At 68.1% G+C, this 25,990-nt stretch carries 24 protein-coding genes; 17 read left to right on the forward strand and 7 right to left on the reverse strand.

The genetic code is table 11. The features are described 5' to 3' along the window. Positions 1-107 precede the first annotated feature (107 nt). Complete coding sequence (locus M4D77_RS02665) at positions 108-677, reverse strand: TetR/AcrR family transcriptional regulator (RefSeq protein ID WP_259935485.1); 570 nt, start codon at positions 675-677, stop codon at positions 108-110. 114 nt (positions 678-791) lie between these two features. Between M4D77_RS02665 and M4D77_RS02670 the strand changes: the two genes are divergently transcribed. Then, positions 792-2,225, forward strand: coding sequence for an MFS transporter (locus M4D77_RS02670; RefSeq protein WP_259935486.1), 1,434 nt, complete (start codon positions 792-794; stop codon positions 2,223-2,225). Between the two features lie 98 nt (positions 2,226-2,323). After that, positions 2,324-2,542, forward strand: a complete 219-nt coding sequence (locus M4D77_RS02675; protein ID WP_259935487.1) for a hypothetical protein — start codon at positions 2,324-2,326, stop codon at positions 2,540-2,542. Here M4D77_RS02675 and M4D77_RS02680 read toward each other — a convergent pair. Next, entirely contained in the window at positions 2,539-3,393 is an 855-nt protein-coding gene (locus tag M4D77_RS02680) for an SDR family oxidoreductase (protein ID WP_259935488.1), read from the reverse strand. The two genes, M4D77_RS02675 and M4D77_RS02680, sit on opposite strands and share 4 nt — an antisense overlap. Before the next feature lie 177 nt (positions 3,394-3,570). Between M4D77_RS02680 and M4D77_RS02685 the strand changes: the two genes are divergently transcribed. The 6 genes from M4D77_RS02685 to M4D77_RS02710 all read left to right on the forward strand — a co-directional run bounded on the left by M4D77_RS02685 (position 3,571) and on the right by M4D77_RS02710 (position 11,512). Continuing rightward, entirely contained in the window at positions 3,571-3,918 is a 348-nt protein-coding gene (locus tag M4D77_RS02685) for an L-rhamnose mutarotase (RefSeq protein WP_068972361.1), read from the forward strand. Between the two features lie 108 nt (positions 3,919-4,026). After that, entirely contained in the window at positions 4,027-5,400 is a 1,374-nt protein-coding gene (locus M4D77_RS02690) for an MFS transporter (protein ID WP_055474924.1), read from the forward strand. Between the two features lie 126 nt (positions 5,401-5,526). Beyond that, the gene (rhaI, locus tag M4D77_RS02695; protein WP_055474925.1) at positions 5,527-6,687 is read left to right on the forward strand and encodes an L-rhamnose isomerase; all 1,161 of its coding nucleotides are present in this window, start codon (positions 5,527-5,529) and stop codon (positions 6,685-6,687) included. A 48-nt stretch (positions 6,688-6,735) separates the two neighbouring features. After that, positions 6,736-8,772 carry a bifunctional rhamnulose-1-phosphate aldolase/short-chain dehydrogenase gene (locus tag M4D77_RS02700; protein WP_055474926.1) on the forward strand — a complete coding sequence of 679 codons (2,037 nt, stop codon included), beginning with the start codon at positions 6,736-6,738 and terminating at the stop codon, positions 8,770-8,772. Continuing rightward, positions 8,769-10,256: a rhamnulokinase family protein gene (locus M4D77_RS02705; RefSeq protein ID WP_259935490.1), complete on the forward strand. Its 1,488-nt coding sequence runs from the start codon at positions 8,769-8,771 to the stop codon at positions 10,254-10,256. The genes M4D77_RS02700 and M4D77_RS02705 overlap by 4 nt, the downstream gene beginning before the upstream one ends. 20 nt (positions 10,257-10,276) lie before the next feature. Then, positions 10,277-11,512, forward strand: a complete 1,236-nt coding sequence (locus M4D77_RS02710; RefSeq protein WP_058250776.1) for an alpha-hydroxy acid oxidase — start codon at positions 10,277-10,279, stop codon at positions 11,510-11,512. Positions 11,513-11,552: 40 nt separating this feature from the next. Here M4D77_RS02710 and M4D77_RS02715 read toward each other — a convergent pair whose 3' ends face one another. Further along, the gene (locus tag M4D77_RS02715) at positions 11,553-13,010 is read right to left on the reverse strand and encodes an MFS transporter (protein WP_205333259.1); all 1,458 of its coding nucleotides are present in this window, start codon (positions 13,008-13,010) and stop codon (positions 11,553-11,555) included. 119 nt (positions 13,011-13,129) lie between these two features. Here M4D77_RS02715 and M4D77_RS02720 point away from each other — a divergent pair, with 119 nt between their 5' ends. The 3 genes from M4D77_RS02720 (at position 13,130) to M4D77_RS02730 (ending at position 17,273) form a co-directional block, all read left to right on the forward strand. Beyond that, on the forward strand, positions 13,130-14,143 hold the full coding sequence (locus tag M4D77_RS02720; RefSeq protein ID WP_078112102.1) for a LacI family DNA-binding transcriptional regulator: 1,014 nt from the start codon (positions 13,130-13,132) through the stop codon (positions 14,141-14,143). Between the two features lie 105 nt (positions 14,144-14,248). After that, positions 14,249-14,908 carry a TetR/AcrR family transcriptional regulator gene (locus M4D77_RS02725; RefSeq protein ID WP_259935491.1) on the forward strand — a complete coding sequence of 220 codons (660 nt, stop codon included), beginning with the start codon at positions 14,249-14,251 and terminating at the stop codon, positions 14,906-14,908. Between the two features lies 1 nt (position 14,909). After that, on the forward strand, positions 14,910-17,273 hold the full coding sequence (locus M4D77_RS02730) for an MMPL family transporter (RefSeq protein WP_259935492.1): 2,364 nt from the start codon (positions 14,910-14,912) through the stop codon (positions 17,271-17,273). A 6-nt stretch (positions 17,274-17,279) separates the two neighbouring features. Here M4D77_RS02730 and M4D77_RS02735 read toward each other — a convergent pair whose 3' ends face one another. Beyond that, positions 17,280-17,600 carry a putative quinol monooxygenase gene (locus M4D77_RS02735; RefSeq protein WP_068971038.1) on the reverse strand — a complete coding sequence of 107 codons (321 nt, stop codon included), beginning with the start codon at positions 17,598-17,600 and terminating at the stop codon, positions 17,280-17,282. Between the two features lie 184 nt (positions 17,601-17,784). Here M4D77_RS02735 and M4D77_RS02740 point away from each other — a divergent pair, with 184 nt between their 5' ends. From M4D77_RS02740 to M4D77_RS02765, 6 genes are all read left to right on the forward strand, one after another. Further along, entirely contained in the window at positions 17,785-19,209 is a 1,425-nt protein-coding gene (locus tag M4D77_RS02740) for an aldehyde dehydrogenase family protein (protein WP_068971039.1), read from the forward strand. Between the two features lie 254 nt (positions 19,210-19,463). Then, positions 19,464-19,589 carry a hypothetical protein gene (locus M4D77_RS02745; protein WP_259935493.1) on the forward strand — a complete coding sequence of 42 codons (126 nt, stop codon included), beginning with the start codon at positions 19,464-19,466 and terminating at the stop codon, positions 19,587-19,589. 20 nt (positions 19,590-19,609) lie between these two features. Then, entirely contained in the window at positions 19,610-20,431 is an 822-nt protein-coding gene (locus M4D77_RS02750) for an alpha/beta hydrolase family protein (RefSeq protein ID WP_259935494.1), read from the forward strand. 44 nt (positions 20,432-20,475) lie between these two features. After that, complete coding sequence (locus tag M4D77_RS02755) at positions 20,476-21,285, forward strand: alpha/beta fold hydrolase (RefSeq protein WP_226512844.1); 810 nt, start codon at positions 20,476-20,478, stop codon at positions 21,283-21,285. A 75-nt stretch (positions 21,286-21,360) separates the two neighbouring features. Beyond that, positions 21,361-22,842 (forward strand): alpha/beta hydrolase family protein, encoded by a 1,482-nt coding sequence (locus M4D77_RS02760; protein ID WP_259935495.1) that lies wholly within the window; start codon positions 21,361-21,363, stop codon positions 22,840-22,842. Positions 22,843-22,952: 110 nt separating this feature from the next. Continuing rightward, positions 22,953-23,399: a hypothetical protein gene (locus tag M4D77_RS02765; protein WP_259935496.1), complete on the forward strand. Its 447-nt coding sequence runs from the start codon at positions 22,953-22,955 to the stop codon at positions 23,397-23,399. A gap of 15 nt (positions 23,400-23,414) precedes the next feature. On the opposite strand, the gene M4D77_RS02770 is transcribed toward M4D77_RS02765, so the two are convergent. From M4D77_RS02770 to M4D77_RS02780, 3 genes are all read right to left on the reverse strand, one after another. Further along, positions 23,415-24,251 carry an alpha/beta hydrolase gene (locus tag M4D77_RS02770; protein WP_165630273.1) on the reverse strand — a complete coding sequence of 279 codons (837 nt, stop codon included), beginning with the start codon at positions 24,249-24,251 and terminating at the stop codon, positions 23,415-23,417. A gap of 21 nt (positions 24,252-24,272) precedes the next feature. Further along, on the reverse strand, positions 24,273-24,662 hold the full coding sequence (locus M4D77_RS02775) for a hypothetical protein (protein ID WP_259935497.1): 390 nt from the start codon (positions 24,660-24,662) through the stop codon (positions 24,273-24,275). Between the two features lie 390 nt (positions 24,663-25,052). After that, positions 25,053-25,982: an LLM class F420-dependent oxidoreductase gene (locus tag M4D77_RS02780; RefSeq protein WP_259935498.1), complete on the reverse strand. Its 930-nt coding sequence runs from the start codon at positions 25,980-25,982 to the stop codon at positions 25,053-25,055. Between the last annotated feature and the right edge of the window lie 8 nt (positions 25,983-25,990).

A 25,990-nucleotide genomic window follows, 5' to 3' on the forward strand; every position in this document is an offset into this window, starting at 1 on the left:
GCGAAAGCCGGCGCCCGCGAAACTCGTTCACCGAGAATTCACTCGACGGGCGGCACGCTGCCCGTGGCCGGATTTCACGACGACGTGTCGTGCCCCCTTCGCCGGAGCTAACCCCGCGGTCCGCTGATCCCCTCGACCACGAGATCCAGAAGACGCTGCGACTCAACGCAATTACGGCCCAAAGCGATCATGTTCGCGAGAGTGAAGAGTTCGTCGACGGTGAGATCGGCGCGGATTCCACCGGACCGCTGGGCGGCGCCGAGGATGTCCGCGCCGGCCACGCGGAGGTCGGCGCAACTGGTGTAGAGCGGGCTCTCGGGGTCGCCCGCCGCCGCGATGATGATCTCGGGCAGGCCCTGATACGCCCCGACGTGGCGCGCGAGCGCCCGGACCCACTCGACGAGACGCTCGCCGGGGTCCCGCTGCTCGTCATCTGCGCGCGCAGACTCCACGAGGGCGGCGGTGTCCTGTCTCATCGCGGCCGCGACGAGCGCCTCGCGAGACGGGAAGTGGCGGTACAGCGTGCCGGCGCCGACGCCGGCACGTTTGGCGATGTCATCGAGCGACGTGTCGATTCCCGACTCACGAAATGCCTCGGCCGCCGTGGCGACGACCTTGTCGTAGTTGCGTCGAGCGTCGGCTCGCATCGGTTTCGCCGGCGCAGATGCGCTGGTCATGACACCTCCCGGAGAAAACACTTGTAACCGGAGAGCACCTCCGGTTCAATAAACGGAGACAGTCTCCAATTGGAGACACTCTCCTGTTCGACCTTACCCGCCCGGGAGGCCCTGATGTCCCAGACCACCGATCGCGTCGCTCCCGCGACAGGTTCCGACACCGCAGGGTCGACGATCGACCGCCGCACCTGGATCGGACTGGTCGTCGTGGTGGCGAGCCAGCTGATGGTGATCCTCGACGGCACGATCGTCACCGTCGCGCTCCCCCGCATCCGTGACGACCTGGGTTTCAGCGAGGTGTCTCAGTCGTGGGTGATGAACGCCTACGTGCTGGCGGTGGGTGGCCTGCTGCTGCTCGGCGGCCGCTTGGGCGACCTGATCGGACGGCGTCGCGCGCTGCTCTACGGCATCGCCCTGTTCACCGCGGCCTCGCTCCTCGGCGGACTCGCCACCAGCGCGTGGATGCTTCTCATCGCTCGCGTCCTGCAGGGCGTGGGAGCCGCGCTCGCCGCGCCGACGGCCCTGGGACTGATCGTCGCCAACTTTCCGCCCGGTCCCGATCGCGCCCGGGCCATCAGCTGGTTCTCCCTGGGTGCCGCCTCGGGCGGAGCGCTCGGCCTGCTGCTGGGCGGCGTACTCACCGAACAGCTGTCGTGGCACTGGGTGATGCTGGTCAACGTCCCGATCGGGGTGGCGATCCTCATCGCCGCACCGTTCACCGTCGATGAGACACCCCGGCAGCCCGGTCACCTGGGTCTCTGGGACACCCTGCTGTCCGCGGCGGGTGTCGCGGCGGTCGTCTTCGGCTTCATCCGCGCCTCCGAGGTCTCCTGGGCCGACCCGGTGACCATCGCTTCTCTCGCCGTCGGCGCATCGACGCTCACGGCGTTCGCGATCAGACAGCGTCGTACGAGCCATCCCCTGCTGCCGCCCCGATTGGTGAACTCCGCGCGCAGGACCGCGCCCTTCGTGGTGATGTTGCTCTTGCCCGGCGCGATGATGGGCATGTTCACCTTCATGACCCTGCACCTCCAGGACGTGATGGGTTACAGCGTCGTCGCGTCCGGGTTCGCGTTCCTGCCGTTCATGGTTCTCAACATCGGATTGACGGTCACCGGGATCACCGCCCGTCTCGTCGCGCGCTTCGGTGCGGCTGCGGTGTTGATGGCGGGATTGTCCCTGGCGACCGCCGGGCTCGTGTGGTTGTCGTTCGTCGGGCCCGACTCCACCTTCGCCGCAGCGATTCTGGCGCCCTCGATGATCATGGGTGCGGGAATCGGCCTGTCCGTGGTGCCGGCGAACGTCCTGATCGTGGACAACTCGCCCGCAGCCGACGCCGGCGCCGCCTCGGGCCTGATGCAGGCGTTGTTGCAGGTCGGTGGCGCGCTCGGACTCGCCACGCTGATGACCGTGTTCGGCCCACTCCAACGTAGCGATCCGTCCGGAACTGCTACCGGCACAACGATTCTGGTCGGTTCGTCGTTCGCGATGGTCGCCCTGCTCGTGCTCGTGGTCGCCTACCGGCCGCGGCGTGCCGCGGCCCCGTGACCCAACGCGACGACATACGTCACGACGTCGGCGCCCGTGCACCCCTCCGAGTCGATCCGCGTGCATCCCCCGAGCCCGCTGATGATGTACTCGGTGTCATGTCCACTCGGGTTGTCCTGCTCGCCGACTCCTCCGTCGCCCTGCTCACCCTCGGTATCTCGGTGTACTCGATCGCGGTCCTGGCGTGCCTCGGGATCGCGATCAACGCGGCCCGGTTCGGACGCAGACGGGTCGCGATCACGATGGCCTGGGTCGTCGGTGTACTGACCGTGGCCGGTGTCATCATCGCCATCCTGAGCAGCACCGCCGGCGGTTAACCCTCCGGCCGCACCTCCGCGCGTTGCCGATCGATGAATTGCGCGGCAAGCCGATTCGTGAGGCCGGGCGCCAATCGCTGGACGCGCCAGGTGATCCGGGATCGACGCGGGACGACCAGCAGTGGTTGATTCCGCTCGATGGCGGCGAGCGTGTCCCGGGCAAGGCGGTCGGCGTCGTACGCGGTCGACGAACCCTGACTCGCCAAATAATAAGAGCGGCCGACGAATCCGCCGACCGAACCCTTGTCCAGGATCGGGGTCTCCACTGCCGAGGGACACACCGCCAGCACGTTCACCCCGCGGCCCGCGGCCTCGGTACGTAGTGCGAGCGACAGCCCCACGACCGCATGTTTGGTCATCACGTAGCTCGTGATCAGTCCGGCGGCGACGAGCCCGGCCATCGACGCCGTGTTGACGATGTGTCCGTAACGCTGCTCGATCATCACCGGGTACGCGGCCGCGACCCCGTGCACGACGCCCCGGATGTTGACGTCGATGATCGCGTCCCATTGTTCCGGCGTCAGCATCTCGGTCGGACCACCCCAGGTGATCCCGGCGTTGTTGAACATCAGATCCAGGCGCCCCCACTCGGCGACGACCTCGTCGACCACCCGCCGCACAGCGGCGGCATCCGTCACATCCAGTTGCACCGCCCGTGCGGTGCCCGGCCCACCGGACAATGAGTCCGCCACCCGCTGCGCCGCGGGTAGGTCGATGTCCGCGCAGGTGACGTGGGCTCCCCGGGTCACCAGCGCGCGCGTGAGCGCGGCCCCGATACCGGACCCGCCCCCGGTCACGATCGCGATCCTGCCCCCGACATCTGCTCCGCGCGTCTTCCCGAATCCCAGCACGAACAGAGCATGACCGATCCCGTTCCGGCGGGGTGCGCTTTGTGCGAACCGGGTCTTGACATCCTCACAGGCCGCTCTTAGTGTTGCTGCCATCACAAATTGAAACGTTTTAATTCGCCGGGTTGATCCTCTCTCGACGGTCTGCGTTTCCCATCACGTCGTTTGTCAGGAGCAGCCATGTCCGACCCCCAGCGCGTCTGCTTCGTGCTCCAGCTCCGCCCGGAGCGCGTCGAGGACTACCTCGACGCCCACACGGACGTGTGGCCGGAGATGCTCGACGCCCTGCGCGAGACCGGATGGCGCAACTACTCGTTGTTCCTCCGCAAGGACGACGGCATGGTCGTGGGTTACCTCGAGACCGACGACTTCGCGACGACCGCCGCCGCCATGGAAGCAACGGACGTCAACGCCCGGTGGCAGGCGCGCATGTCCGAGTACTTCCTCCCGGCTACCGGCGGAGACGCCGACGGCGCCAATCCCGACACCATCCGCACCGAACTCCTCGAGTACTTCCACCTCGACTGACCGACATCGAACACACGACGCGTACTGACGGGCACACCGACATCAGCGAACCCGGCTTGACCCCTCCGATCCCGACCCTCTCTACTGATCTCCGACGCTAGGAATCCCATGAAAGTAGGAGCGCGCTCCACCACCGGCTGGCGGGCGACCATCTCGGTTGCCATGTCGAACTACATCGAAGCCGGCTCGATCATCGCGATCGCCACCAGCCTGACCTTCTGGCAGGACGAGTTCGGCATCAGCAACTTCGCCGTCGGCCTGTTGGCCGCACTGAGCGCCAACGCGTTCGGCGCGGCGGTCGGTGCCGCCATCGGCGGACCGCTGTGCGACCGCTACGGCCGCAAGGCGATCTACACCTACGACCTGCTGGTCTACATGGCCGGCGTGTTGCTCGCCGCCTTCGCGCTCAACTTCACCATGCTGCTGGCGGCGTTCATCATCACCGGCCTCGCGGTCGGCGCGGGCGTACCCGCGTCCTGGACCTACATCGCCGAAGAGGCGCCATCGGTCGAACGCGCCAAACACGTCGGCACCGCCCAGCTCGCCTGGTCGGTCGGACCCCTGATCGGCTTCGCACTGGCGGCCGCGCTCGCCCCGATGGGCCTGCTGGGTTCGCGGATCATCTTCCTGCACCTCTTCGTCGTCGCCGCGGTCGTCTGGTGGATTCGCCAAGGGCTCGCGGAGTCCAAGATCTGGTCAGACGAGGCGGTCAACGAGACCCGTGAGCTCACCGCTTCCGTCGGCGCCCGCGGAATCAAGGGCCTGTTCTCCAAGAAGGTCAACATCACCGCACTACTCCTGCTCGGTGGCATCTACCTCTTCTGGAACACCGTGGCCGGACAGGCCGGCATCTTCATGCCGCGTGTCTACGAGACCGCGGGCGTCGAGAGCGCGGTCCAGCAGAACCTGCTGCAGGTGCTGGTCTGGGGATGCACCGTCCTCGCGACCTACTTCGGCTTCATGCGATATGCCGACCGGGTCTCCCAGCGCGCCCTGTACGTCTTCGGCGCCGCATTGGGCATCGTCGCCTGGATCGTGCTGGTCGCCTTCACCGACAGCGGTGTCGCCACGATGCTCGTCTTCGCGGTCCTGTGGGGCATCTCCTCGGGCATCGGCGCGCAGGCGTTCTACAGCCTCTGGGCCAGCGAGATGTTCGCGACGCCCTATCGGGCCAGCGCCCAGGGCGTCATGTTCTTCGCCGTCCGCACCGCAACCGGTCTGTTGAGCTACTTCTTCCCCACCATGCTCGCGGCCACCGGACTCACCACGGTCGGCATCCTGCTGGTCGCACTGCTCACCGTCGCGCTGATCATCGGCGCCATCGCGGCTCCGGACACCCAGGGCAAGACGCTGCAGCAGATCGAGGTCGAGCGCTACGGCGCTCCGCTGTCACCCGAGCTCATCGAGACACCGGCATCCGCCGCGCACCCGACCCCGGGCACCAACCCGGCCGCGGAGTCGGGACACAAAGCCCCGGCCTGACACCACGGGCCTGATCGCGCCGTGCACGATTGAAACGTTCCACCAGTTCGACTGTTCCACTCAGACCTCCCCGCCGCCGGCTGACCCCGACGCCGGCGGCGGGGAATCCCAACCGAAAGAAATCTCATGGCCACCTTTGACGAGACGATCCTCGACAACCTCGAGATCGAGCTCCCCTCCTGGGCGTTCGGCAACTCCGGCACCCGGTTCAAGGTGTTCGGCACCCCGGGCACCCCCCGCACCATCCACGAGAAGATCGCCGACGCCGCGAAGGTCAACGAGCTGACCGGGCTGGCACCCACCGTCGCCCTGCACATCCCGTGGGACACCGTCGACGACTACACCGCCCTGGCGGCTTACGCTAAGGATCTCGGCGTCGGCCTGGGCACCGTCAACTCCAACACCTTCCAGGACGACGCCTACAAGTTCGGCAGCCTGACCCACACCGACAAGACGGTGCGGCAGATGGCCATCGACCATCACCTCGCCTGCATCGAGGTGATGAACGCGACCGGTTCGCGCGATCTGAAGATCTGGCTGGCCGACGGCACCAACTACCCCGGACAGGGCGACATCCGCGGACGCCAGGACCGGCTCGCCGAGTCGCTCGCGACCATCTACCAGCACATCGGCGACGACCAGCGACTCGTGTTGGAGTACAAGTTCTTCGAGCCCGCGACGTATGTCACCGACGTCCCCGACTGGGGCACCTCCTACGCCCATGTGACCGCGCTCGGCGAGCGGGCGATGGTCTGCCTCGACACCGGCCATCACGCGCCGGGAACCAACATCGAGTTCATCGTCGCGCAGCTGCTTCGCCTCGGAAAGCTGGGTTCCTTCGACTTCAACTCGCGCTTCTACGCCGATGACGACCTCATCGTCGGTGCCGCGGATCCGTTCCAGCTCTTCCGGATCCTGTTCGAGGTGATCCGCGGCGGCGGGCTCGACGCCGGGTCGCCGGTCGCTCTCATGCTCGATCAATGCCACAACGTCGAGGAGAAGATCCCCGGCCAGCTCCGTTCGGTGCTGAACGTCGAGGAGATGACGGCCCGCGCACTACTCGTCGACACCGATGCGCTGACCGAGGCACAGGCCGCCGGAGACGTGTTGGGCGCGAACGCGATCGTGATGGACGCGTTCTACACCGACGTCCGTCCGATGCTCGCCGAGCGTCGTGTCCGTCGCGGCCTGCCCGCAGACCCGATGGCCGCATACGTCGACTCCGGATACCACGAGCGCATCGTCGCCGAGCGTGTCGGCGGTACCCAGTCGTCCTGGGGCGCCTGAGCCCTCCCCCAGCCCCAGTTCCCTGAACTCCCGAGGAGATCACCCCTAATGACCAATCCCGCAGTCGCCGCCCTCATCGAGCGGTCCAACCGACTCGGATCGGATCCGAAGAACACCAACTACGCCGGCGGCAACACCTCCGCCAAGGGCTCCGACACCGACCCGGTCACCGGTGAAGACGTCGAACTGCTCTGGGTGAAGGGCTCCGGCGGTGATCTCGGCACCCTCACCGAGAAGGGCCTGGCCGTGCTCCGGCTCGATCGCATGCGTGCGCTCGTCGACGTCTATCCCGGCCTCGACCGTGAGGACGAGATGGTCGCCGCCTTCGATTACTGCCTGCACGGAAAGGGCGGTGCCGCACCGTCGATCGACACCGCGATGCACGGCCTCGTCGACGCCGCGCACGTCGACCACCTGCACCCGGACTCCGGTATCGCCATCGCGACCGCGGCCGACGGCGAGGTCTTGACGCACAAGATCTTCGGTGACCGCGTCGTGTGGGTGCCGTGGCGTCGTCCGGGTTTCCAGCTCGGGCTGGACATCTCGGCGATCAAGAAGGACAACCCGCAGGCCATCGGTTGCATCCTCGGCGGCCACGGGATCACCGCCTGGGGCGACACCTCCGATGAGGCGCAGGCACATTCGCTGGAGATCATCCGCACCGCCGAGGAGTACATCGCCGCCAACGGTCGCCCGCAACCCTTCGGCGGCCCGATCGACGGCTACGGCGCATTGCCCGCCGAGGAACGCCGGGCCAAGGCCGCGGCGCTCGCCCCGTTCATCCGCGGCCTCGCCTCGATGGACAAGCCGCAGGTCGGTCACTTCACCGACGTCGACCCGGTCCTCGAATTCCTGGCGGCAGAGGAGCATCCGCGCCTGGCCGCACTCGGCACCAGTTGCCCGGACCACTTCCTGCGCACCAAGGTCAAGCCGATGGTCCTCGACCTCCCGGCCGACACGAGCGTCGAGGAGTGCAAGGAGCGCCTCACGGCACTGCACGAGGCCTACCGCGAGGACTACCGCGCGTACTACGACCGTCACGCCACCGCGGACAGCCCCGCGATGCGCGGCGCCGACCCGGCCATCGTGCTGATCCCGGGCGTCGGAATGTTCAGCTTCGGCAAGGACAAGCAGACCGCACGTGTCGCCGGCGAGTTCTACCTGAACGCCATCAAGGTGATGCGCGGCGCCGAGGCCATCTCGACCTACGCACCGATCGACGAGTCGGAGAAGTTCCGGATCGAGTACTGGTTGCTCGAGGAGGCCAAGCTCGCCCGCATGCCGAAGCCCAAGCCGCTCGCGACCCGCATCGCCCTGGTCACCGGGGCGGCATCCGGCATCGGCAAGGCCATCGCGACGCGTCTGGCCGCCGAAGGTGCATGCGTGGTGATCGCCGACCTCGACGCCGAGAAGGCACGGGCGGCCGCCGAGGAGATCGGTTCGACCGATGTCGCCATCGGGGTGGCCGCCGACGTCACCGACGAAGCGGCCGTACAGTCCGCGATCGACGCGACGGTGCTCGCCTTCGGCGGCATCGACCTCGTCGTGAACAACGCCGGCCTGTCGCTGTCGAAGTCGTTGCTGGACACCACCGCCGCCGACTGGGACCTCCAGCACAACGTGATGGCCCGTGGTTCGTTCCTGGTGAGCAAGGCTGCCGCACGCGCCCTCATCGATCAGAAGCTCGGCGGCGACATCCTGTACATCTCGTCGAAGAACTCGGTCTTCGCCGGCCCCAACAACATCGCCTATTCGGCGACGAAGGCCGACCAGGCCCATCAGGTCCGTCTCCTGGCCGCCGAGCTCGGCGAGCACGGGGTCAAGGTCAACGGCATCAATCCCGATGGCGTGGTGCGTGGTTCGGGGATCTTCGCCGGCGGTTGGGGCGCCAAGCGCGCCGCCGTCTACGGCGTCGAGGAGAAGGATCTCGGCAAGTTCTACGCGCAGCGCACCCTGCTCAAGCGCGAGGTGCTGCCGGAGAACATCGCCAACGCCGCCTTCGCACTCTGCACGTCCGACTTCTCGCACACCACCGGCCTGCACGTGCCGGTGGACGCGGGCGTCGCCGCCGCGTTCCTGCGATGAGCCGATCCACCCGGTCCGCCCCGGTCGCCGCGCTCGACCTGGGCGCGACCAGCGGCCGGGTCATGCTGGCCGACGTCTCGCGCGGACGACTCGAGCTCGAACAGGTCGCCCGGTTCACCAATGACCCGGTCCACATCTGGAACGGGCGCAGGTCCGCGCTGCACTGGGATGTCCCGGCGCTGTTCCGCGCCGCGTCGGCCGGCCTCGCCGAGGCGGGCAGGCAGTCCGACGATCTGGTCGGGATCGGGGTGGACTCCTGGGCGGTGGACTACGCGCTCCTGCGGGAGGGCCGCATGATCGGGTTGCCGCACCACTACCGGGACACCCGGAGCGTGGTCGGGGTCGACGCCGTGCACGCCGAACTCGGTCCCGCGGACCTGTACGTGCGCAACGGCTTACAGTTCCTGCCGTTCACCACCGTGTACCAATTGGCCGCCGAGAAGGCCGACGGGTTGCTCGATCAGGCCGACACCGCCCTGCTGATCCCGGACCTCATCACATACTGGCTCACGGGCCGACGCGGCACCGAACGCACCAACGCCTCGACCACCGGATTGCTCGGCATCAACGGGCGGTGGGACACCGCGATGATGGAGCGTCTCGGATTGCCCGTCGGCTTGTTCCCCGACCTCGTGGAGACCGGCACCGACCAGGGCCCGTTGCTCGGCGACGTCGCCGAGCGCCTCGGACTGTCGACGTCGACCCGCGTCACCGCGGTCGCGTCCCACGACACCGCGTCGGCGGTCGCCGCCATCCCGATGGACCCGTCGCGGTCGGCGTACATCTCGTGCGGGACCTGGGGTCTGGTCGGCGTCGAACTCGAGCAGCCGGTCGTCTCCCGCGACGGGTGGAAGGCCAACTTCACCAACGAGGTCGGCGCCGACGGCCGTATCCGCTACCTGCACAACGTGATGGGCCTGTGGCTGCTCAGCGAGACGGTCCGCCAGTACCAGCGCGAAGGGTATCGCGCCGAACTCGGTGAACTGCTCGCGCAGGCCGCCGAGGCGCCGGCGACGGTCGAGATCTTCGACACCGACGACGCCCGGTTCCTCCCGCCGGGAGACATGCCCGGACGCATTCGCGACTGGTACGACGAGCGCGGCATGCGTCCGCCGATGACGCGCGCCGAGATGGTGCGCACGATCGTCGAGAGCCTCGCGGCGGCCTTCGCCGACGGGGTGGCGCGAGCGGCCGAACTGTCCGGCACGACGGTGGAGACCGTCCATCTCGTCGGCGGCGGCTCGCAGAACCGGCTGCTGTGCCAACTCACCGCCGATCGGCTGGGCCTGCCGGTGCAGGCCGGTCCGGTGGAGGCGACCGCGCTGGGCAACGTGCTGATCACCGCCCGCGCCCACGGTCTGATCGATGGCGACCTCGAGGCGATGAGGTCTATCGTCGTCGACAGGTTCCCGCCGCAACACTACGCACCCCGACACTCCCGCGGCACGCGCTCCCGGACCGCGGTGGGGACAGGAAAGGCATGACCATGCAAGGCAGTTCTCCCATGAAGCGTCGAGTTCCCAAACCGCGCGACCTCGCGCCGCTGATGCAGTTCAAGAAGCCCCAGTTCGACGCGAAGAAGCGCCGTCTCGACGCCGCCCTCACCATCGAGGACCTGCGCGCGATCGCCAAGCGCCGCACCCCGAAGGCGGCCTTCGACTACACCGACGGATCGGCCGAGGCCGAGCTGTCCATCGAACGCGCGCGACAGGCGTTCGCCGACATCGAGTTCCACCCGGCCATCCTGCGTGACGTGTCCAAGGTCGACACCTCGTGCACGATCCTCGGCGGGCGTTCGGAACTGCCGTTCGGCATCGCACCCACCGGGTTCACCCGGATGATGCAGACCGAGGGCGAATACGCTGGTGCGCGCGCCGCCGGCCGGGCCGGGATCCCCTTCTCGCTGTCGACGATGGGTACGGCGTCGATCGAGGACGTCCGGGATGCGAATCCGCACGGCCGCAACTGGTTCCAGCTGTACATGTGGAAGGACCGGGAGCGCTCGATGGCCCTGGTCGACCGCGCGGCGAAGGCCGGATACGACACCCTGCTGGTGACCGTCGACGTGCCGGTCGCCGGGGCTCGTCTGCGCGACAAGCGCAACGGCATGTCGATCCCGCCGGCGCTGACCGCCAAGACCGTGCTCAACGCCATCCCGCGCCCGCAGTGGTGGATCGACTTCCTCACCACCGAGCCCCTGGCGTTCGCCTCGCTCGATCGATGGTCCGGAACGGTGGCCGAACTGCTGGACACGATGTTCGACCCCACCGTCACCTTCGACGATCTGGCGTGGATCAAGTCGCAGTGGCCGGGCAAGCTGGTGGTCAAGGGCATTCAGACCGTCGACGACGCCAAGGCCGTCACGGCCCTCGGCGCCGACGGCATCGTGTTGTCGAATCACGGAGGGCGCCAACTCGACCGCGCACCGATCCCGTTCCACCTCCTGCCCGAGGTGGCCCGCGAGGTCGGCGCGGACACCGATGTCATGCTCGACACCGGCATCATGAGCGGTGCCGACATCGTGGCGTCGGTCGCCCTCGGCGCGCGGTTCACGCTCGTCGGCCGGGCCTACCTGTACGGCCTGATGGCCGGCGGGGAGGCCGGGGTGGACCGGATGATCGAGATCCTCGGCGAGCAGATCGCACGTACGATGCGGCTGCTCGGTGTCGCCTCGCTGGACGAGCTGACACCCGCGCACGTGACCCAGCTCGAGCGGCTGGTGCCCCGGGCGCGTTCCTGAGGCTCGACTGCCGAGGTCGCGTGGGCATCAGACCGGCCGCCTACGCGACCTCCGCGTCCTCGCGGCGGTGGGCGAAGTGATCCACGAGGCCCACCACCAGCGCGATCAGCACCAGGACCGCGGCGGTCGCCAGCCCGATCTGGAACGCCCGCGCCCAGTCGCCTCCGGTGTTCGCCACCTGGGCGAAGAACACCGCACCGACGAGCGCGATCCCCGCGGCGGCCCCGATGCGCTGACCGGTCTGCAGGACGCCGCCGGCGATGCCCGCCTTGGTCACCGGCACCTGGTCGAGGCTGAGCGTGAGGTTGGGCGAGATCACGAGACCGGAACCGATACCCGCCACCAGCAGCGGCAGCGCGGCGGCGTACCCGACACCGGGACCAGACACGAGCGCGACGGCGACGATCGTCGCGATCATCCCCACGACCACCAGGCCCAGACCGAGCAACACCAGCGAGCGCCCGACCCGGTTGACGATGTTACCGCCGACGCTGGCCGACACCGCCGAGCCGAGCGCGAAGGGGGTCACCGCCAGACCGGCCTGCAGTGCCGAGTAGCCCAGGCCCTGCTGGACGAACAGCGTGTAGATGAAGAACACCGTGGTGAACCCGGCGAAGTAGACCATCGCGATGATGCACCCCAACGTGTACGACCGCATGGAGAACAACGAGAGGTCGACGAGTTGCTGGCGGCCGACGCGGCCCTGCCGGCGTTCCCACAGGACGAACGCACCGATCAGCACCGCCGCGACGACGAGCAGCAGCCATTTCCGCCCGCCGGGCCACTCCTGCTCCTGGACCATCGGCAGCATCAGCGCGAACACCCCGGTGCCCAGGAGCACAACGCCCACCGGGTCGAAACTCCCCCGCAGCGGTTGTTTGAGTTCCTCGGGCCGAGCCGGGATCAACCGGATCGCGGCGACGAAGGCCGCGATGCCGATCGGCACGTTCACGAAAAAGATCCAGCGCCACCCGTCGGCGGACCCGCCCAGCTGGATGAGGACCCCACCGAGCAGCGGCCCGACCGCGGTCGAGATACCGATGGTCGCGGCGAACATGCCGAAGGCCCGGCCACGCTCGGCCCCGCGGAACAGCAGCTGGATGAGCCCGGAGACCTGCGGCGCGAGAATGCCGCCCGCGACGCCCTGGATCAGGCGGAAGACGACGAGTTGCGTCGGACCCTGGGCGAACCCACATGCCGCCGACGCCAGCACGAACAGGGACAGCCCGATGAGGAAGGTCACCTTGCGGCCGCGTGCGTCCCCGACCCGGCCGGCCGGGACCAGGACGAGTCCGAAGGCGAGGGCGTAGCCGGACACGACCCACGACAGGTCGGCCGAGTCCGCGCCGAGTCCGGATTCGATGGACGGGAGCGCGACGTTGACGATCGAGACGTCGAGAAGGGTCATGAAACCGACCACCAGGCACACCGCGAGCGCCTTCCAGCGTCGCGGATCGGGTTCGTAGTCCGCGGAGAACGGGCTGGCCGGAGTCGACATGAAGCGCCTTTCCTACAGGGGGTACCGCGGGTGTTCGTAGTCAATCAGCTCGCGAGATGGGCGACCCTCCCGAGTCCGCGAAACGCGGGTACCGGCATCGCATCTGGTGAGATGGACACATGGGTGTGAGCATGCGGGACGTCGCGGCGGCGGCCTCGGTGTCGGTGGGCACGGTCTCGAACGTGCTCAACTCGCCCGGAAAGGTCTCGCCCGCGACCGTCGCGCGGGTCCAGGCGGCGATCGACCAGCTGGGTTTCGTGCGCAACGACGCCGCGCGCCAACTCCGTGCGGGCCGATCGCGTTGCGTCGGCATGGTGGTGCTCGACGTGGGCAACCCCTTCTTCACCGACATCGCCCGCGCCGCCGAACAACGGGCAGGCGACCACGACCTCACGGTGCTGCTCGGGACCTCCGACGACGACGAATCGCGCGAACAGGCCTATCTCGACACCTTCGACGAGCAGCGGGTGTTCGGTCTGCTCGTCTCGCCGATCGGCGACGATCTGCGGCGGTTCGACTCGCTGCGCCGTCGCGGCACCCCGGTGATCCTCGTCGACCGGGACGCCGGCGGCTCGCCCTTCGATTCCGTCGCGGTCGACGACATCGCGGGCGGGCGGCTGGCGGTGTCGCATCTGTGCGAGACCGGTCGTCGCCGGATCGTCTTCGTGGGCGGACCGCCCGGCCTGCGGCAGGTCGCGGACCGCCGGCGGGGCGCGCAGGAGGCGGTCGACGCCGTCGACGGCGCCACGCTCGACGTCGTGCAGACGGCGAACCTGAGTGTGCTCGCCGGACGTGAGGCGGGAAAGGCCCTGCTGACCAGGGCCCCCCGCGACCGACCGGATGCGGTGTTCTGCGCCAACGATCTCCTCGCGATCGGGGTCCTGCAGGCGTTGACGATGCTCGGCGGCGACGTCCGCGTTCCCGACGACATCGCGCTCATCGGTTACGACGACATCGATTTCGCCCGCTCGGCCGTCGTCCCGTTGTCGTCGATCCGTCAGCCGACCTCCCGCATCGGAGTCACCGCCGTCGACCTGCTGATGAGCGCGGCCGACGATCCCGCCGAACGCCACGTCCCGTCGAACCTGGTGTTCCAGCCCGAGCTGGTCGCCCGCGCGTCGACACTGGGCTGATGGTGTGACGCACGCCATCGACGGGTAGACGGTGTGAGGACTCTCCTAAATCTTGTGTAGTCCTGCAAGTTTGCAGGCTTCTGCAAGTTCCGTACCGTGGGTGAAGTGAACTCCCCCAGACTCCGCGAGGCGAAGAAGGCAGCGACCCGCTCGGCGCTCGCCCGCGCCGTGCTGCGGTTGTCCACCCGCGACGGCATCGATCACGTGACGATCGACGCCGTCGCGGCCGAGGCGAACGTCTCGGTCCGCACGTTCCACAACTACTTCAGCGGCAAAGAGGATGCGCTGCTGCACTTCGTGTCGTCGCTGTTCGACACGATCGTGGAACGGATCGAGGCCCGGCCGACGGACGAGAGCTTCTTCTGCTCGGTCCGGACCGCTCTCATCGAGGCCGCCACCTCGCCCGACGTCGGTGAACCCGCGGAGATCGTCGCGCTCCTTCGCCTTCTCGACACGGATCCGGGGCTGACGGCCAGGTCCCGCGACATGGAGCTGGGCGACACCGTCGAAACGCGTCTCGCCGAACTGTGCGCGCAGCGCGGACAGCCGGCACACACCCTGTATCCGCGCCTCGTCCTGCACAACGCGATCACCACCATCCGCGTCGCCCTCGAATTCTGGGTGACCCATCACGACGACACTCCGGGCACCGCTGCCGACCTGGCCACCGTGCTGGAGTCCGCCTTCGACCAGCTGGCGTCCGGGCTCGCACAACCCATCCCACCGTTGAACGAACTCGCCGACCCATCCCTCGAGGAGCACTGACGTGGCAACACACCTGTACCGACTAGGGCGATGGGCGTACGAGAACCGCCTCAAGACCATCGCGATCTGGGTTCTGGTCCTGATCGGGCTGGGCATCGGCGCGAGCCTGCTGGCCAAACCGACCTCGGAGTCGTTCTCGATCCCGGGCATCCCGTCGGAGCGCGCCCAGGACCTGATGATCGAACGCTTCCCCGGGGAAGCGACGTTCGGTTCCGACATCGGTGTCACCTATGTCGTGCGCGCACCGGAGGGTTCGACGCTGAGCGAGCCCCGGTTCCAGAGCACCATCGACTCGATGGTGGCCGGCCTCAAGACCGTCGAGAACGTGAAGAGCCCCGATTCGATCGCCAACCCGTTCGTCTCGTACGGCACCGAGCAATCCCCCGGTCAGCTCCGTGAACTCTCGGCGACCTTCCAGCGGGAAACCTTCGGCAAGAGTGCGGACGAGGCCGCCGCCGACGCGCAGGCCACTTCGCCGATCAACGCGGCGGGCACCGTTGCGCAGCTCGGCGCCTCCTTCGACGTCAAGGCATCCTCGGACGTCACCGAGACCATGCGCGAACAGATGGACGCCATCGCCGACGACGCGCGGGCCGCCGGCCTCACCGTCGAGATGAAGGGTTCGGCCACACAGCAATTCGAGCTCGGGATCACCTCTGAGCTGATCGGCATCGGGGTCGGTGCGCTGATCCTCATCCTGACGTTCGCCTCCCTGGTCGCGTGGGGCATGCCGATCATCACCGCGATCGTCGGCGTCGCGATCGGCATGCTCGGCGTGCAGATGGGCACCCACTTCTTCGACCTCAGCAACGAGACACCGATTCTCGCGACGATGATCGGCCTCGCGGTCGGCATCGACTACGCGCTGTTCATCGTGTCCCGCTACCGCCACGAGATCCATCGGTCGACGAACCGCGCCGACGCGGCGGGGCGGGCGGTCGGCACCGCGGGTTCGGCGGTCGTCTTCGCCGGCAGCACCGTCGTCATCGCGCTGGCCGCACTGGCGATCGTGAACATCCCGTTCCTCACCGCGATGGGTATCGCCGCCGCGGGCACCGTGGTGGCTGCCGTGTTGGTCGCGCTCACCCTCCTGCCGGCCATCCTCGGCCTGTTCGGCGGCAAGGCGTTCGCCGGACGGGTGCCGCGCCTCAACGCTCCCGATGTCGGACCGCACGATGCGGAGCGGTTGCACAACGGCCAGCGCTGGGTCCAGCGCATCGTGGCCCGGCCGCGCACCGTGACGGTCGCGATCGTCGGCATCCTCGTCGTCCTCGCGATCCCGATGGCCGGGCTCAAGCTCGCGCTACCCAACGACGGGACCGCCGAGCCGTCGGAGACGCAGCGCCGGGCCTACGACATGGTCGCCGAGGGTTACGGACCCGGCGTGAACGGACCGCTGGTCGTCGTCGCGGACGGTCGCGAGATCCAGGACACCGGGGAGCGCTTGCGCGCCTTCAACTCATTCGTCGACGACCTGGGTCGCGTCGACAACGTCGAGGTGGCGCAGATCGGTGCCGGCGGGCTCAACGAGGCCCAGGACACCGCGAAGATCACGATCATCCCGTCGACCGCGCCGGCCGACGAGGCGACGCCCGCACTCGTGGAATCGCTCCGCGAGATGGAGTCCCGGGTGCAGGGCACGACGGGCATCTCCTACGGGGTGACCGGGCAGACCGCGATCGAACTCGACATCTCCGACCGCCTGTCGAGTTCGCTGATCCCCTACCTCCTGGTCGTGGTGGGTCTCGCCTTCATCCTGCTGATCATCGTGTTCCGCTCGATCCTCGTGCCGCTGACCGCCGCGCTCGGCTTCCTGCTGAGCGTCGCCGCGACCTTCGGTGTGACCGTCGCCCTCTTCACCGACGGCGCCCTGGGGATCGTCGACAACCCGCAACCGCTGGTGTCGTTCCTGCCGATCATGTTGGTGGGCATCGTGTTCGGACTCGCCATGGACTATCAGGTGTTCCTGGTGACCCGGATGCGGGAAGCGTACGTGCACGGCGCCGACGCGAAGACCGCGGTGGTGGAGGGATATCGCCACAGCGCCCGCGTCGTGGCGGCGGCCGCGGCCATCATGATCTCGGTCTTCGCCGCATTCATGCTGCAAGACATGGCCTTCATCATGGTGATGGGCTTCGCCCTGGCCGCCGCGGTGTTCCTCGACGCCTTCGTCGTCCGGATGACCCTGATGCCGGCGGTGCTCACCGTCCTCGGCGACAAGGCGTGGTGGATCCCGCGCTGGCTCGACCGCATCCTGCCCGACGTGGACATCGAGGGCGAGAAGCTCGGCATCGGCGACGACGCGGCGCGACCGGCGGACCCGGCGGGGGCCGACACGGACTCCGAGGTCCGCGCCGGCCGCTGAGAGAGCTCAGTCGACCCGGAACTCCCCGAGTTCGGACCAGGTGTCGCCCTCGATCGTCGTGTTGATGACGTCGGGTGTGCGCTGGAGGTACTTGGGGAGTTCCTGCTGGGCCTGCTTGAAGTGCGGGGCGGTGACATGTGCCTCCGCGGCATCGTCGTCGAACGCCTCGACCAGGACGTAGGTGTTGGGGTCCTCGAGCGATCGCGACCAGTCGAACCACTTGTTACCCGGTTCGGCGCGGGTCGCCTCCGTGAACTCGCGCGACAACTCGGGCCACTCGTCGGCGAATTCGGGCTTGATGGGGAACTTCACGACGATGAGGATCATGATTCGACCCTAGTCGTTCGCGGCCGGGCCGAGCGTCGCAGCATGCGACTGGGACGGCTGTTCCAGAACCGGTCACAAAGTGTCGCCCCCGGAACGCCGGGATTCGCGAGACCCCGGTCGCGGCAGCGCCTACAGTGTGAAACAGACAACAATTGTCCTCACTTCAGGCTGCAACGGAGGCACCATGCCGGACATCACCAAGTTCTACATCGACGGTCAGTGGGTCGAGCCCGCCGAGCTCAACCTCATCGACGTCATCAACCCGGCCACCGAGAAGTCGGCCGGACAGGTCGCCATCGGCAGCGCGGCCGACGTCGATGCAGCGGTCGACGCCGCCCGTCGCGCATTCGTCACCTGGGGACAGACGACCGTCTCCGAACGTCTCGAAGTCCTCAACCGGATCATCGCCGAGTACCAGAACCGCATGGGAGACCTCGCCGCCGCGGTCACCGAGGAGATGGGTTCGCCGGTCGGCCTCACGAACGCCGCCCAGGTGCCGATCGGTCTCGGCCACCTGATGACCGCCGCCGCGCAACTCCCCGACTTCAAGTTCGTCGAGGACCGCGGCAGCTCGCGCATCGCCAAGGAGCCGATCGGCGTGTGCGGCTTCATCACCCCGTGGAACTGGCCGCTCAACCAGGTCATGTGCAAGGTCGCCCCGGCACTCGCCACCGGTTGCACCATGGTCCTCAAGCCCTCCGAGGTCGCGCCGTTCAGCGCGGCGATCGTCGCCGAGATCTTCGACGCCGCCGGCGTACCCGCAGGCGTGTTCAACCTCGTCAACGGTGACGGCCCCGGCGTCGGCGCCGCGCTGTCGAGCCACGAGGGCATCGACATGATCTCGTTCACCGGGTCCACCCGCGCCGGCATCGAGGTCGCCAAGAGTGCCGCGCCGACCGTGAAGCGCGTCGCCCAGGAACTCGGCGGCAAGAGCCCGAACATCATCCTCGACGACGACGACTTCGCGAAGAACGTCGCCGGCGGCATCGCGACGATGATGATGAACTCGGGCCAGTCCTGCAACGCCCCGAGCCGCATGCTGGTCCCGGCCGGCCGCGTCGACGAGGTCGCCGAGATCGCCAAGGGGGTCGCCGCCGAGCTCACCGTCGGCGATCCCACCACCGACGTGAAGCTCGGCCCGGTCGTGTCCGAGGCGCAGTTCGACAAGATCCAGGGTCTCATCGAGCGCGCCGTCGCCGACGGCGCGACCGCGGTCGTGGGAGGTCCCGGGCGCCCCGAGGGTCTCGAGACCGGCTACTACGTGAAGCCGACCGTGTTCACCAACGTCACCAACGACATGGAGATCGCCCGCACCGAGGTGTTCGGCCCGGTCCTCGTCGTCATCGGTTACGACTCGATCGACGAAGCGATCAAGGTCGCCAACGACACCGAGTACGGCCTCGCCGGCTACGTCTCCGGCAAGGACGTCGACGAGGTCCGCCGCATCGGATCACAGATCCGTGCGGGTTCGATCTCGCTCAACGGCGCCCAACTCGACCCGAGCGCACCGTTCGGCGGATACAAGAAGAGCGGCAACGGCCGCGAGTGGAGTGACTACGCCTTCGACGAATTCCTCGAAGTGAAGTCGCTGCTCGGTTTCGGGGCCTGACAACCCAGCCCGTTCCCTCTCCCGACGCCGCCGGGCGCATCCCCAACGGATGTGCCCGGCGGCGTCGTTCGTCGTGGCCGCGGAGTCGCGCCCATCGCGGTACCCCGGGATTTCGCAAGGCCCGGACAGGACTGCGCGAACGTCCTACGCTTGCCGAACGACTTCGATCCGGCGGCCCGGCCGCCTACCGATCGAATCCACATTCTTCGGGGGAAGAGCGTCCACGCGGCGCACATGGGGGAACGGTGCTTCGAGTGATTCTTCGTGCGGTCTGTGCCGCATGTCTGGTGATGCTGTGTCTGGCCGCCGCGCCGGCGGCCGCAGCGCCCGTGGCGCCGCGGGTGGTGTCGATCGTGCACGAGTCCCCCACCGCGCCGTAGTCTGGGTCTACTCGGCGGCGATGGCCAAGAACATCAAGCTCTTCGTCCTCACGCCACGAACGAAGACCGGACCCCGGCCAACGCTCTACCTCCTCGACGGGGCGGGTTCGCGCGGCAACGACAGTGGGTGGCGCGGAGCCGGCAATGCCGAGGAGTTCTTCGCCGACAAGGACGTGAACGTCGTACTCCCGACGGGTGCGTACGGCAGCCAGTACGCCGACTGGCAGCGCCGGGATCCGCGCGTCGGTCAACCGATGTGGGAGACGTTCCTGACCAGGGAACTCCCGCCCCTCATCGACGCCCGCTTCGAGTCGAACGGTTCGCGCGGGATCGCGGGCGTCTCGATGGGCGGGCAGGCGGCGTTCACGCTCGCGTCACGGGCCCCTTCGCTGTACCGCGCGGTGGCCTCGATCAGCGGATGTCCTCCGGTGTCCTCACCGCAGGGAGAGTCGTATGTGCGGGCCACCCTCGCCCGGGGTGGGGCGAACGCCGACAACCTCTGGGGGCCGGTCGGTTCGGCCGGATGGCGGGACCACGACCCGGCGCTGCATCTCGACCGTCTCCGCGGCAAGGCCCTGTACCTGTACTCCGGTGCGGGCCGGCTCGGTCCCGCCGACCTCAAGCGGAACGTGACGCCCGAGGAAGGCCTCTACCAGGTGGTACTCGCCGCATCGTCGGCGTTCGAGATCGCGACCAGCGACTGTTCGCGCCGGTTCGCCGGGTTGTTGCGCGGTGCGGGTCTGCCGTTCACCGACGCGTTGCAGGAGGTCGGAACCCACCATTGGTACTACTGGGAGAAAGAACTCCCCAACATGTGGGCGGCGATCTCGCCGGCACTCTGAGGCGAATCACGGAATCCGGTCAGCCGCGTGGCTACCATCTCCGCATGCAGATCCCCGTCGCGTCCGATACCGGTCCCGTCCTCGACACCGAGGTGTTCGGCGACGGCGAACCGCTGCTGCTCATCGGCGGCATGTCCGCACACCGCGGGATGTGGACCGACGAGCTCCTCGACGCCCTCACCCCGCACTTCTCGGTGGCCGCCTACGACCATCGCGGCATCGGCACGAGCAGTCGCGCCGAGGGACCGTTCACCATCGCCGACCTGGCCGCCGACGCCCGCGGAATCCTCGACGGCCTCGGCTGGGACTCCGCCCATGTGCTGGGCACGTCGATGGGCGGCATGATCGCGCAGGAACTCGCCCTGAACTCGCCGGACCGGGTGCGCAGTCTCGTCCTCGGCTGCACCACCGCGGGCGGCCCCGGGGCCATCGGTGCGCCCGGCTCGTCCGGCGCCGCCCGCCTCGTCGAGGCGATCTCGTCGCGCGACGCCGACCGCGTCGCGCGCATCGCGTTCGAGGTCAATCTGTCTCCCGAGTTCATCGCCCGCGTCGGCGCCTTCGACCATTTCGTCTCGATGTCGAGGCAGCGCCGCGTTCCGTCGGCAGTCGTCGCCTGGCAGGCGGGCGCCTGTGCGGCACACGACACCCGCGACCGGATCGGCTCACTCGACATGCCGACGGCGGTCATCCACGGCGACGTCGACGAGATGATCGCGGTCGCCGAGGGCGAGCGGCTCGCCGACCTCATCCCGCAGGCCACCCTGGCGCGATGGTCCGGGGTCGGACACATGTTCTGGTGGGAACGTCCGGACGAGACCGCCGAGGTCGTCCGGAAAAATGCGCTCGCCCGGTAACGCCGGTCCACTCTCCGAACGACATCCCTGACATCGGCACCGTGTAGTCGGGTGGCCGCGTATGTCAGGAGCTCCATGTCGCACTCGCACAGCGAACCGCCCGTCCCCTCCACCCCCGCGGGCCAGACGCCCGAGTCGCCACGCCGACCCTCACCTCGTCGCCGACTCCTCACCGGCATCTCGGTGGTCGCGATCCTCACGCTCGGCCTGTTCGGCGCGAGCACGCTGATCAACTCGTCGAACACCGCCAGCGCTCTGCGTGGGCATCCCGAAGTGCTGCGGCCGGGCTGCACGTGGGACTCCTCCGGGAACTACGTCCAGAACTGCAAGGTCTGGTCCGAGTCGCAGAAACGCCACGTGATCGTGCAGATCCGCGCCTCGAGCGGCAGCGACAGCGGCGTCTACCTGCTCGACGGCATGCGCGCCAGCGAAACCCGCTCGGCATGGACCACCGACGTGCAGGCCGCCAAGGTCTACGACGCCAAGGCCGACACCACCCTGGTCATGCCGGTGGGCGGCGCATCGTCGTTCTACACCGACTGGGACGGCGGCGCCGGTGACAAGAACACGGTCATCAAGCAGGAGACCTTCCTGACCTCGGAGCTGCCCGGTTACCTCGAGCGCGAGTTCGGCGTGGCCCGCAACAACAACGCGATCATCGGACTGTCGATGTCCGGCGGGCCCGCGGTGACCCTCGCCGAGCGCCACCCCGAGCAGTTCAAGGTCGTGCAGGCGATGTCGGGCTACTACCAGACCGACAACCCGATCGGCGCTCTCGGCGTGTTCGCCACGCAGACCATGGTGTCCAACTACGTCAACGGCGTCGTCAACATGTGGGGCGCGCCGGGCGGCACCCGCTGGACCGACAACGACCCGTCGAAGAACCTGACGCAGCTGGCCGACAACGGCCAGGTTCTCATCATCTCCTCGGGCAACGGTTTCCTGACGCCGTCGGAGATGGCCAAGCTGTCGCCGCAGGACCAGCTCAGTGCGATGGCGCTGGAGATCCTGTCCGCGGTGTCGACCGTGCTCATGCAGTTGCAGGCCAAGCAGGCCGGCGTATCGGTGATCTCGTTGCCGAACTACGGCGGCCACACGTGGGAGAACTGGGGACGTGCGCTCGGTGACGGCAAGGAGCACGTGCTGACCACGCTGCGCAACAACCCGCCGGTGACCACGAAGACGACCGTCGTCTCCGCCTCGGGCGACCCCGATCCCGACGGCCCCGCGAAGGTGACCCTCGCGGCGAAGAAGGCGGCCGAGGAATCGCCGGCGCTCGACCTGTCGGGTCTGTCGGCCCGTGGATCGGATGAGACCGGGTCCGCCTCTCAGTCGGCCTCCTCTTCCGCCGAGTCGTCCGCAGCGGAGTCGTCGGCCTCCGGGTCGTCCTCGGCCGGCCTCGCGCCGTCCGCGGCGTCGGGCTCGGAGTCGGTGGACGCTTCCGTCCCGGAGTCGGCCACCAGCTCCGAGACGAGCACGCCGACCGTGCCCCAGCTCGCCCCGACGGGGCCCGTCACACCCGGTACCTCGAGCAGCACCCCGGTCCCGTCCCGCTGACCGGCTCTCCCGCTCACGGTTTCCGTTCCCGCTCACCGGAAGAGGTGTGAGCGGGAACGGACTGCGTGAGCGACCGTTCCCGCGACCGCACCTGCTGCTAGCGTTCAGCCATGACCGCCGACCCCGATCTCGCCGACCTCGTCGGCGTCGACACCATCGTCGTGGTCGTGGCGTCCGGTGTGATCCTCGTCTGGGCACTCGTCTTTGGCGTATGGAAGTACCACGGCATCCGCACCTCACCGGACCGGACGGCCCATGTGTATGTCGACATCGCGCACCGGGCCGCGCTGATGTACTCGTTCGCCACCCTGGTGCTCGCCGCGCTGGTCGAACTCAGCGCCTTCCCGACGACCGCCAACGTGATCGCCGCGGCGGTCCCGATCGTCTTCTTCGTCGCGGCGATCGCCGCGTATTGCATCCACGGCGCCCTGCGGGACACCACGAATCAGTTCGTCGACCCGACTCTCGGCACCTACCTGTTCATGCTCGCGCTCATCGTGGGCGAGATCGGCGGAGTGCTCGTCCTGCTGGCCGGGGTAGTGGTGCGGCTGACGTGAGTGGGTGCGCGACGGTCACGGGCGCGCGGTGTGACCGCGCAACCAGGTGATCACCGCGTCGAGCACCACCGCCTGCTCGGGTTCGTTGAAGATCTCATGGAACAGGTCGTCGTAGATCACGAGCGTCTTGTCCGTCGATCCGGCGAGCCGCTCGACGAGTTCGCTGCCGCGCGGGTCGGTGAGCGCGTCCTCGCTGCCGTGCATCACCAGGATGGGTAGTTGCAGGGACGGCAGGCGCTCGGGAAACGACCGCATGGTGCCGATCATCGCCCCACCCAGCCCGGCCGGGATCTTGCCGCGCGTCACCAGCGGGTCGGCGTCGTAGGCGGCCACGACGTCCGGATCCCGGGAGATGCTCGACGAACTCAACTCGGTGGTGGGCAATCCCGGTGCGATCCGGCCGATCAGCGGCGCGAAACGGACGGCCAGATCGGGCAGGTCGTCACCGGGCAGCACGGCCGCCCCCGACAGGATCAGTCCGTCGAGCTTGTCCTGGTGGTCGAGCGCATAGTCGAGAGCGATGCACCCGCCCATGCTGTGCCCGATCAAGAACGTCGGGACGCTGCCGTCGGCGACATGGGCGAGCACCGTGTCGAGGTCGTCGGTGAAGTCACCGAACCGGCGCAACCGGAGTCGCTTGCCACCCGACCGGCCGTGACCGACGTGGTCCGGTATCGCGACGAGGTAACCGGCGTCGACGAGCCGCTGCGCCACGTGCAGATACCGGCGACCGTGCTCGGCGAGGCCGTGGACCACCACGACGACGCCGCGCGGGCTCTCCGCGGGACGGTAGACGTCATAGACGATGGTGTGCCCGTGCCGGCCACGAAAACTGTGTTCTTCCGGTGTCATTCCCTGATCTCGTTTCGATGTTCAGTGCCAGCCGAGTCGGGCAGCGACCGACTTGCCTGCCGACTCCAGGACGCCGAGCGGACGGAAGGCCGCCTCGCCGATACCGACGAGTGCCTCGACCCGCCCGACCACCCGTTCGAGCCGCCCGACGATGTCGGACATGCGGTCGACGGTGGCGTCGACCTGGTCGAGGGTTCCGGAGAGTCGCACCAGCGTCACGTCGAGTTTCGCGATCGTCGAGTTCAGCCCGTCCAGGGTGGGACCGAGTCCTTCGAGGGTCTCCCCCATGTCGGCGATGATGCCCTCGAGTTGCTCGACGGTCACGTCGGCGTTGAGCGCGGCCTGGGCCAGCTTCTTGATCCGTTGACGTTCCGGCGATCTCGATGATGTGTGCTCGCTCCTGTCGGCCATGAGGTGGATTATGGCCCATCCTGGTCGGCCCGGGTGCCGGGTCGGGGGAACCCTTCGAGGACTCTCGACTGTCTAATCCGACAGAACCACCAAACCCCTGGTCCCTGTGCCGAAAGAGGCGCATAACCCCTGCTCCCGAATCCGAAAGAACCACAAAACCTCTGGTCCCTGAGGTGTGAGGAGCGCAAGCGACGAGCCACGAAGGGCCTGGCGAGACACGTTGCAACACCCTTCGTGGCTCGCTTCGCTCGCACCTCAGGGAGCATGGGATCTAGCCACTCATACTCGTGGGCGGGTGCCTTTCATGGTCCACGACGGCCGCCGGGCCGCTGACACTTCGGAGCAAGCTTTACGAACGCCGCACCCAGCAGACGGGGTGCCCGCGGGCGCTCACGCCAACTGCGGGGCGACCTTCGACGCGACGAGCTCGAGGTGACCGAGATCCGACAGATCAAGGGTCTGCAGATACGTGCGCGTGACGCCCAGCTCGCCGTAGGTCGCGATCTTTGCGGCGACCTCGTCCGGGGTTCCGGCAGCCCCGTTCTCGCGCAACTCGTCCGGTTCCCGGCCGATGGCCTCGGCCCGGCGTCGGAACTCGGCTTCGTCGCGGCCGCAACACAATACGAGCGCGGCGGAGTAGGTCAGCGACTCCGGGTCGCCACCGGTGTCGACGCACGCCGTGCGGACGCGCCCGATGAGATCCCCGGCGACGTCGAGTGGTTGGAACACGACATTGAACTCGTCGGCGAAACGCGCGGCCAGCGCGGGCGTCCGCTTCTTGCCACTGCCTCCGATGATGATCGGCGGGCGCGGGTGCTGCACGGGTTTGGGCAGGGCCGGGGACTTCGAGAGGCGAAAGTGCGTGCCCTCGTAGTCGAACTCCTCGCCCAGCGGGGTCTGCCACAACCCGGTGATGATCTCGAGGTTCTCCTCGAGGCGGTCGAACCGTTCCTTCAACGGCGGGAACGGGATTCCGTACGCCTCGTGCTCACCCTCGTGCCAGCCCGTTCCGATTCCCAATTCGACACGGCCACCGCTCATCTGATCGACCTGGGCGACTGCGATCGAGAACGGCCCGGGTAGCCGGAAAGTGGCCGACGAGACGAGCGTCCCCAGCCGGATTCGCGAGGTCTCGCGCGCCAAGCCCGCCAACGTGATCCACGCGTCGGTCGGCCCGGGGAGGCCGTCGCCGCCCATTCCGGCGAAATGGTCGGAACGGAAGAAGGCATCGAAGCCCAGGTCCTCGGTCGCCTTGGCGACGGTGAGCAGGTCGTCGTAGGTCGCACCCTGCTGGGGCTCGGTGAAGATTCGCAGTTGCACGTTTTCAA

The sequence above is a fragment of the Gordonia sp. p3-SID1431 genome, from assembly GCF_025143765.1.
Taxonomy (GTDB): Bacteria; Actinomycetota; Actinomycetes; order Mycobacteriales; family Mycobacteriaceae; genus Gordonia; species Gordonia hongkongensis.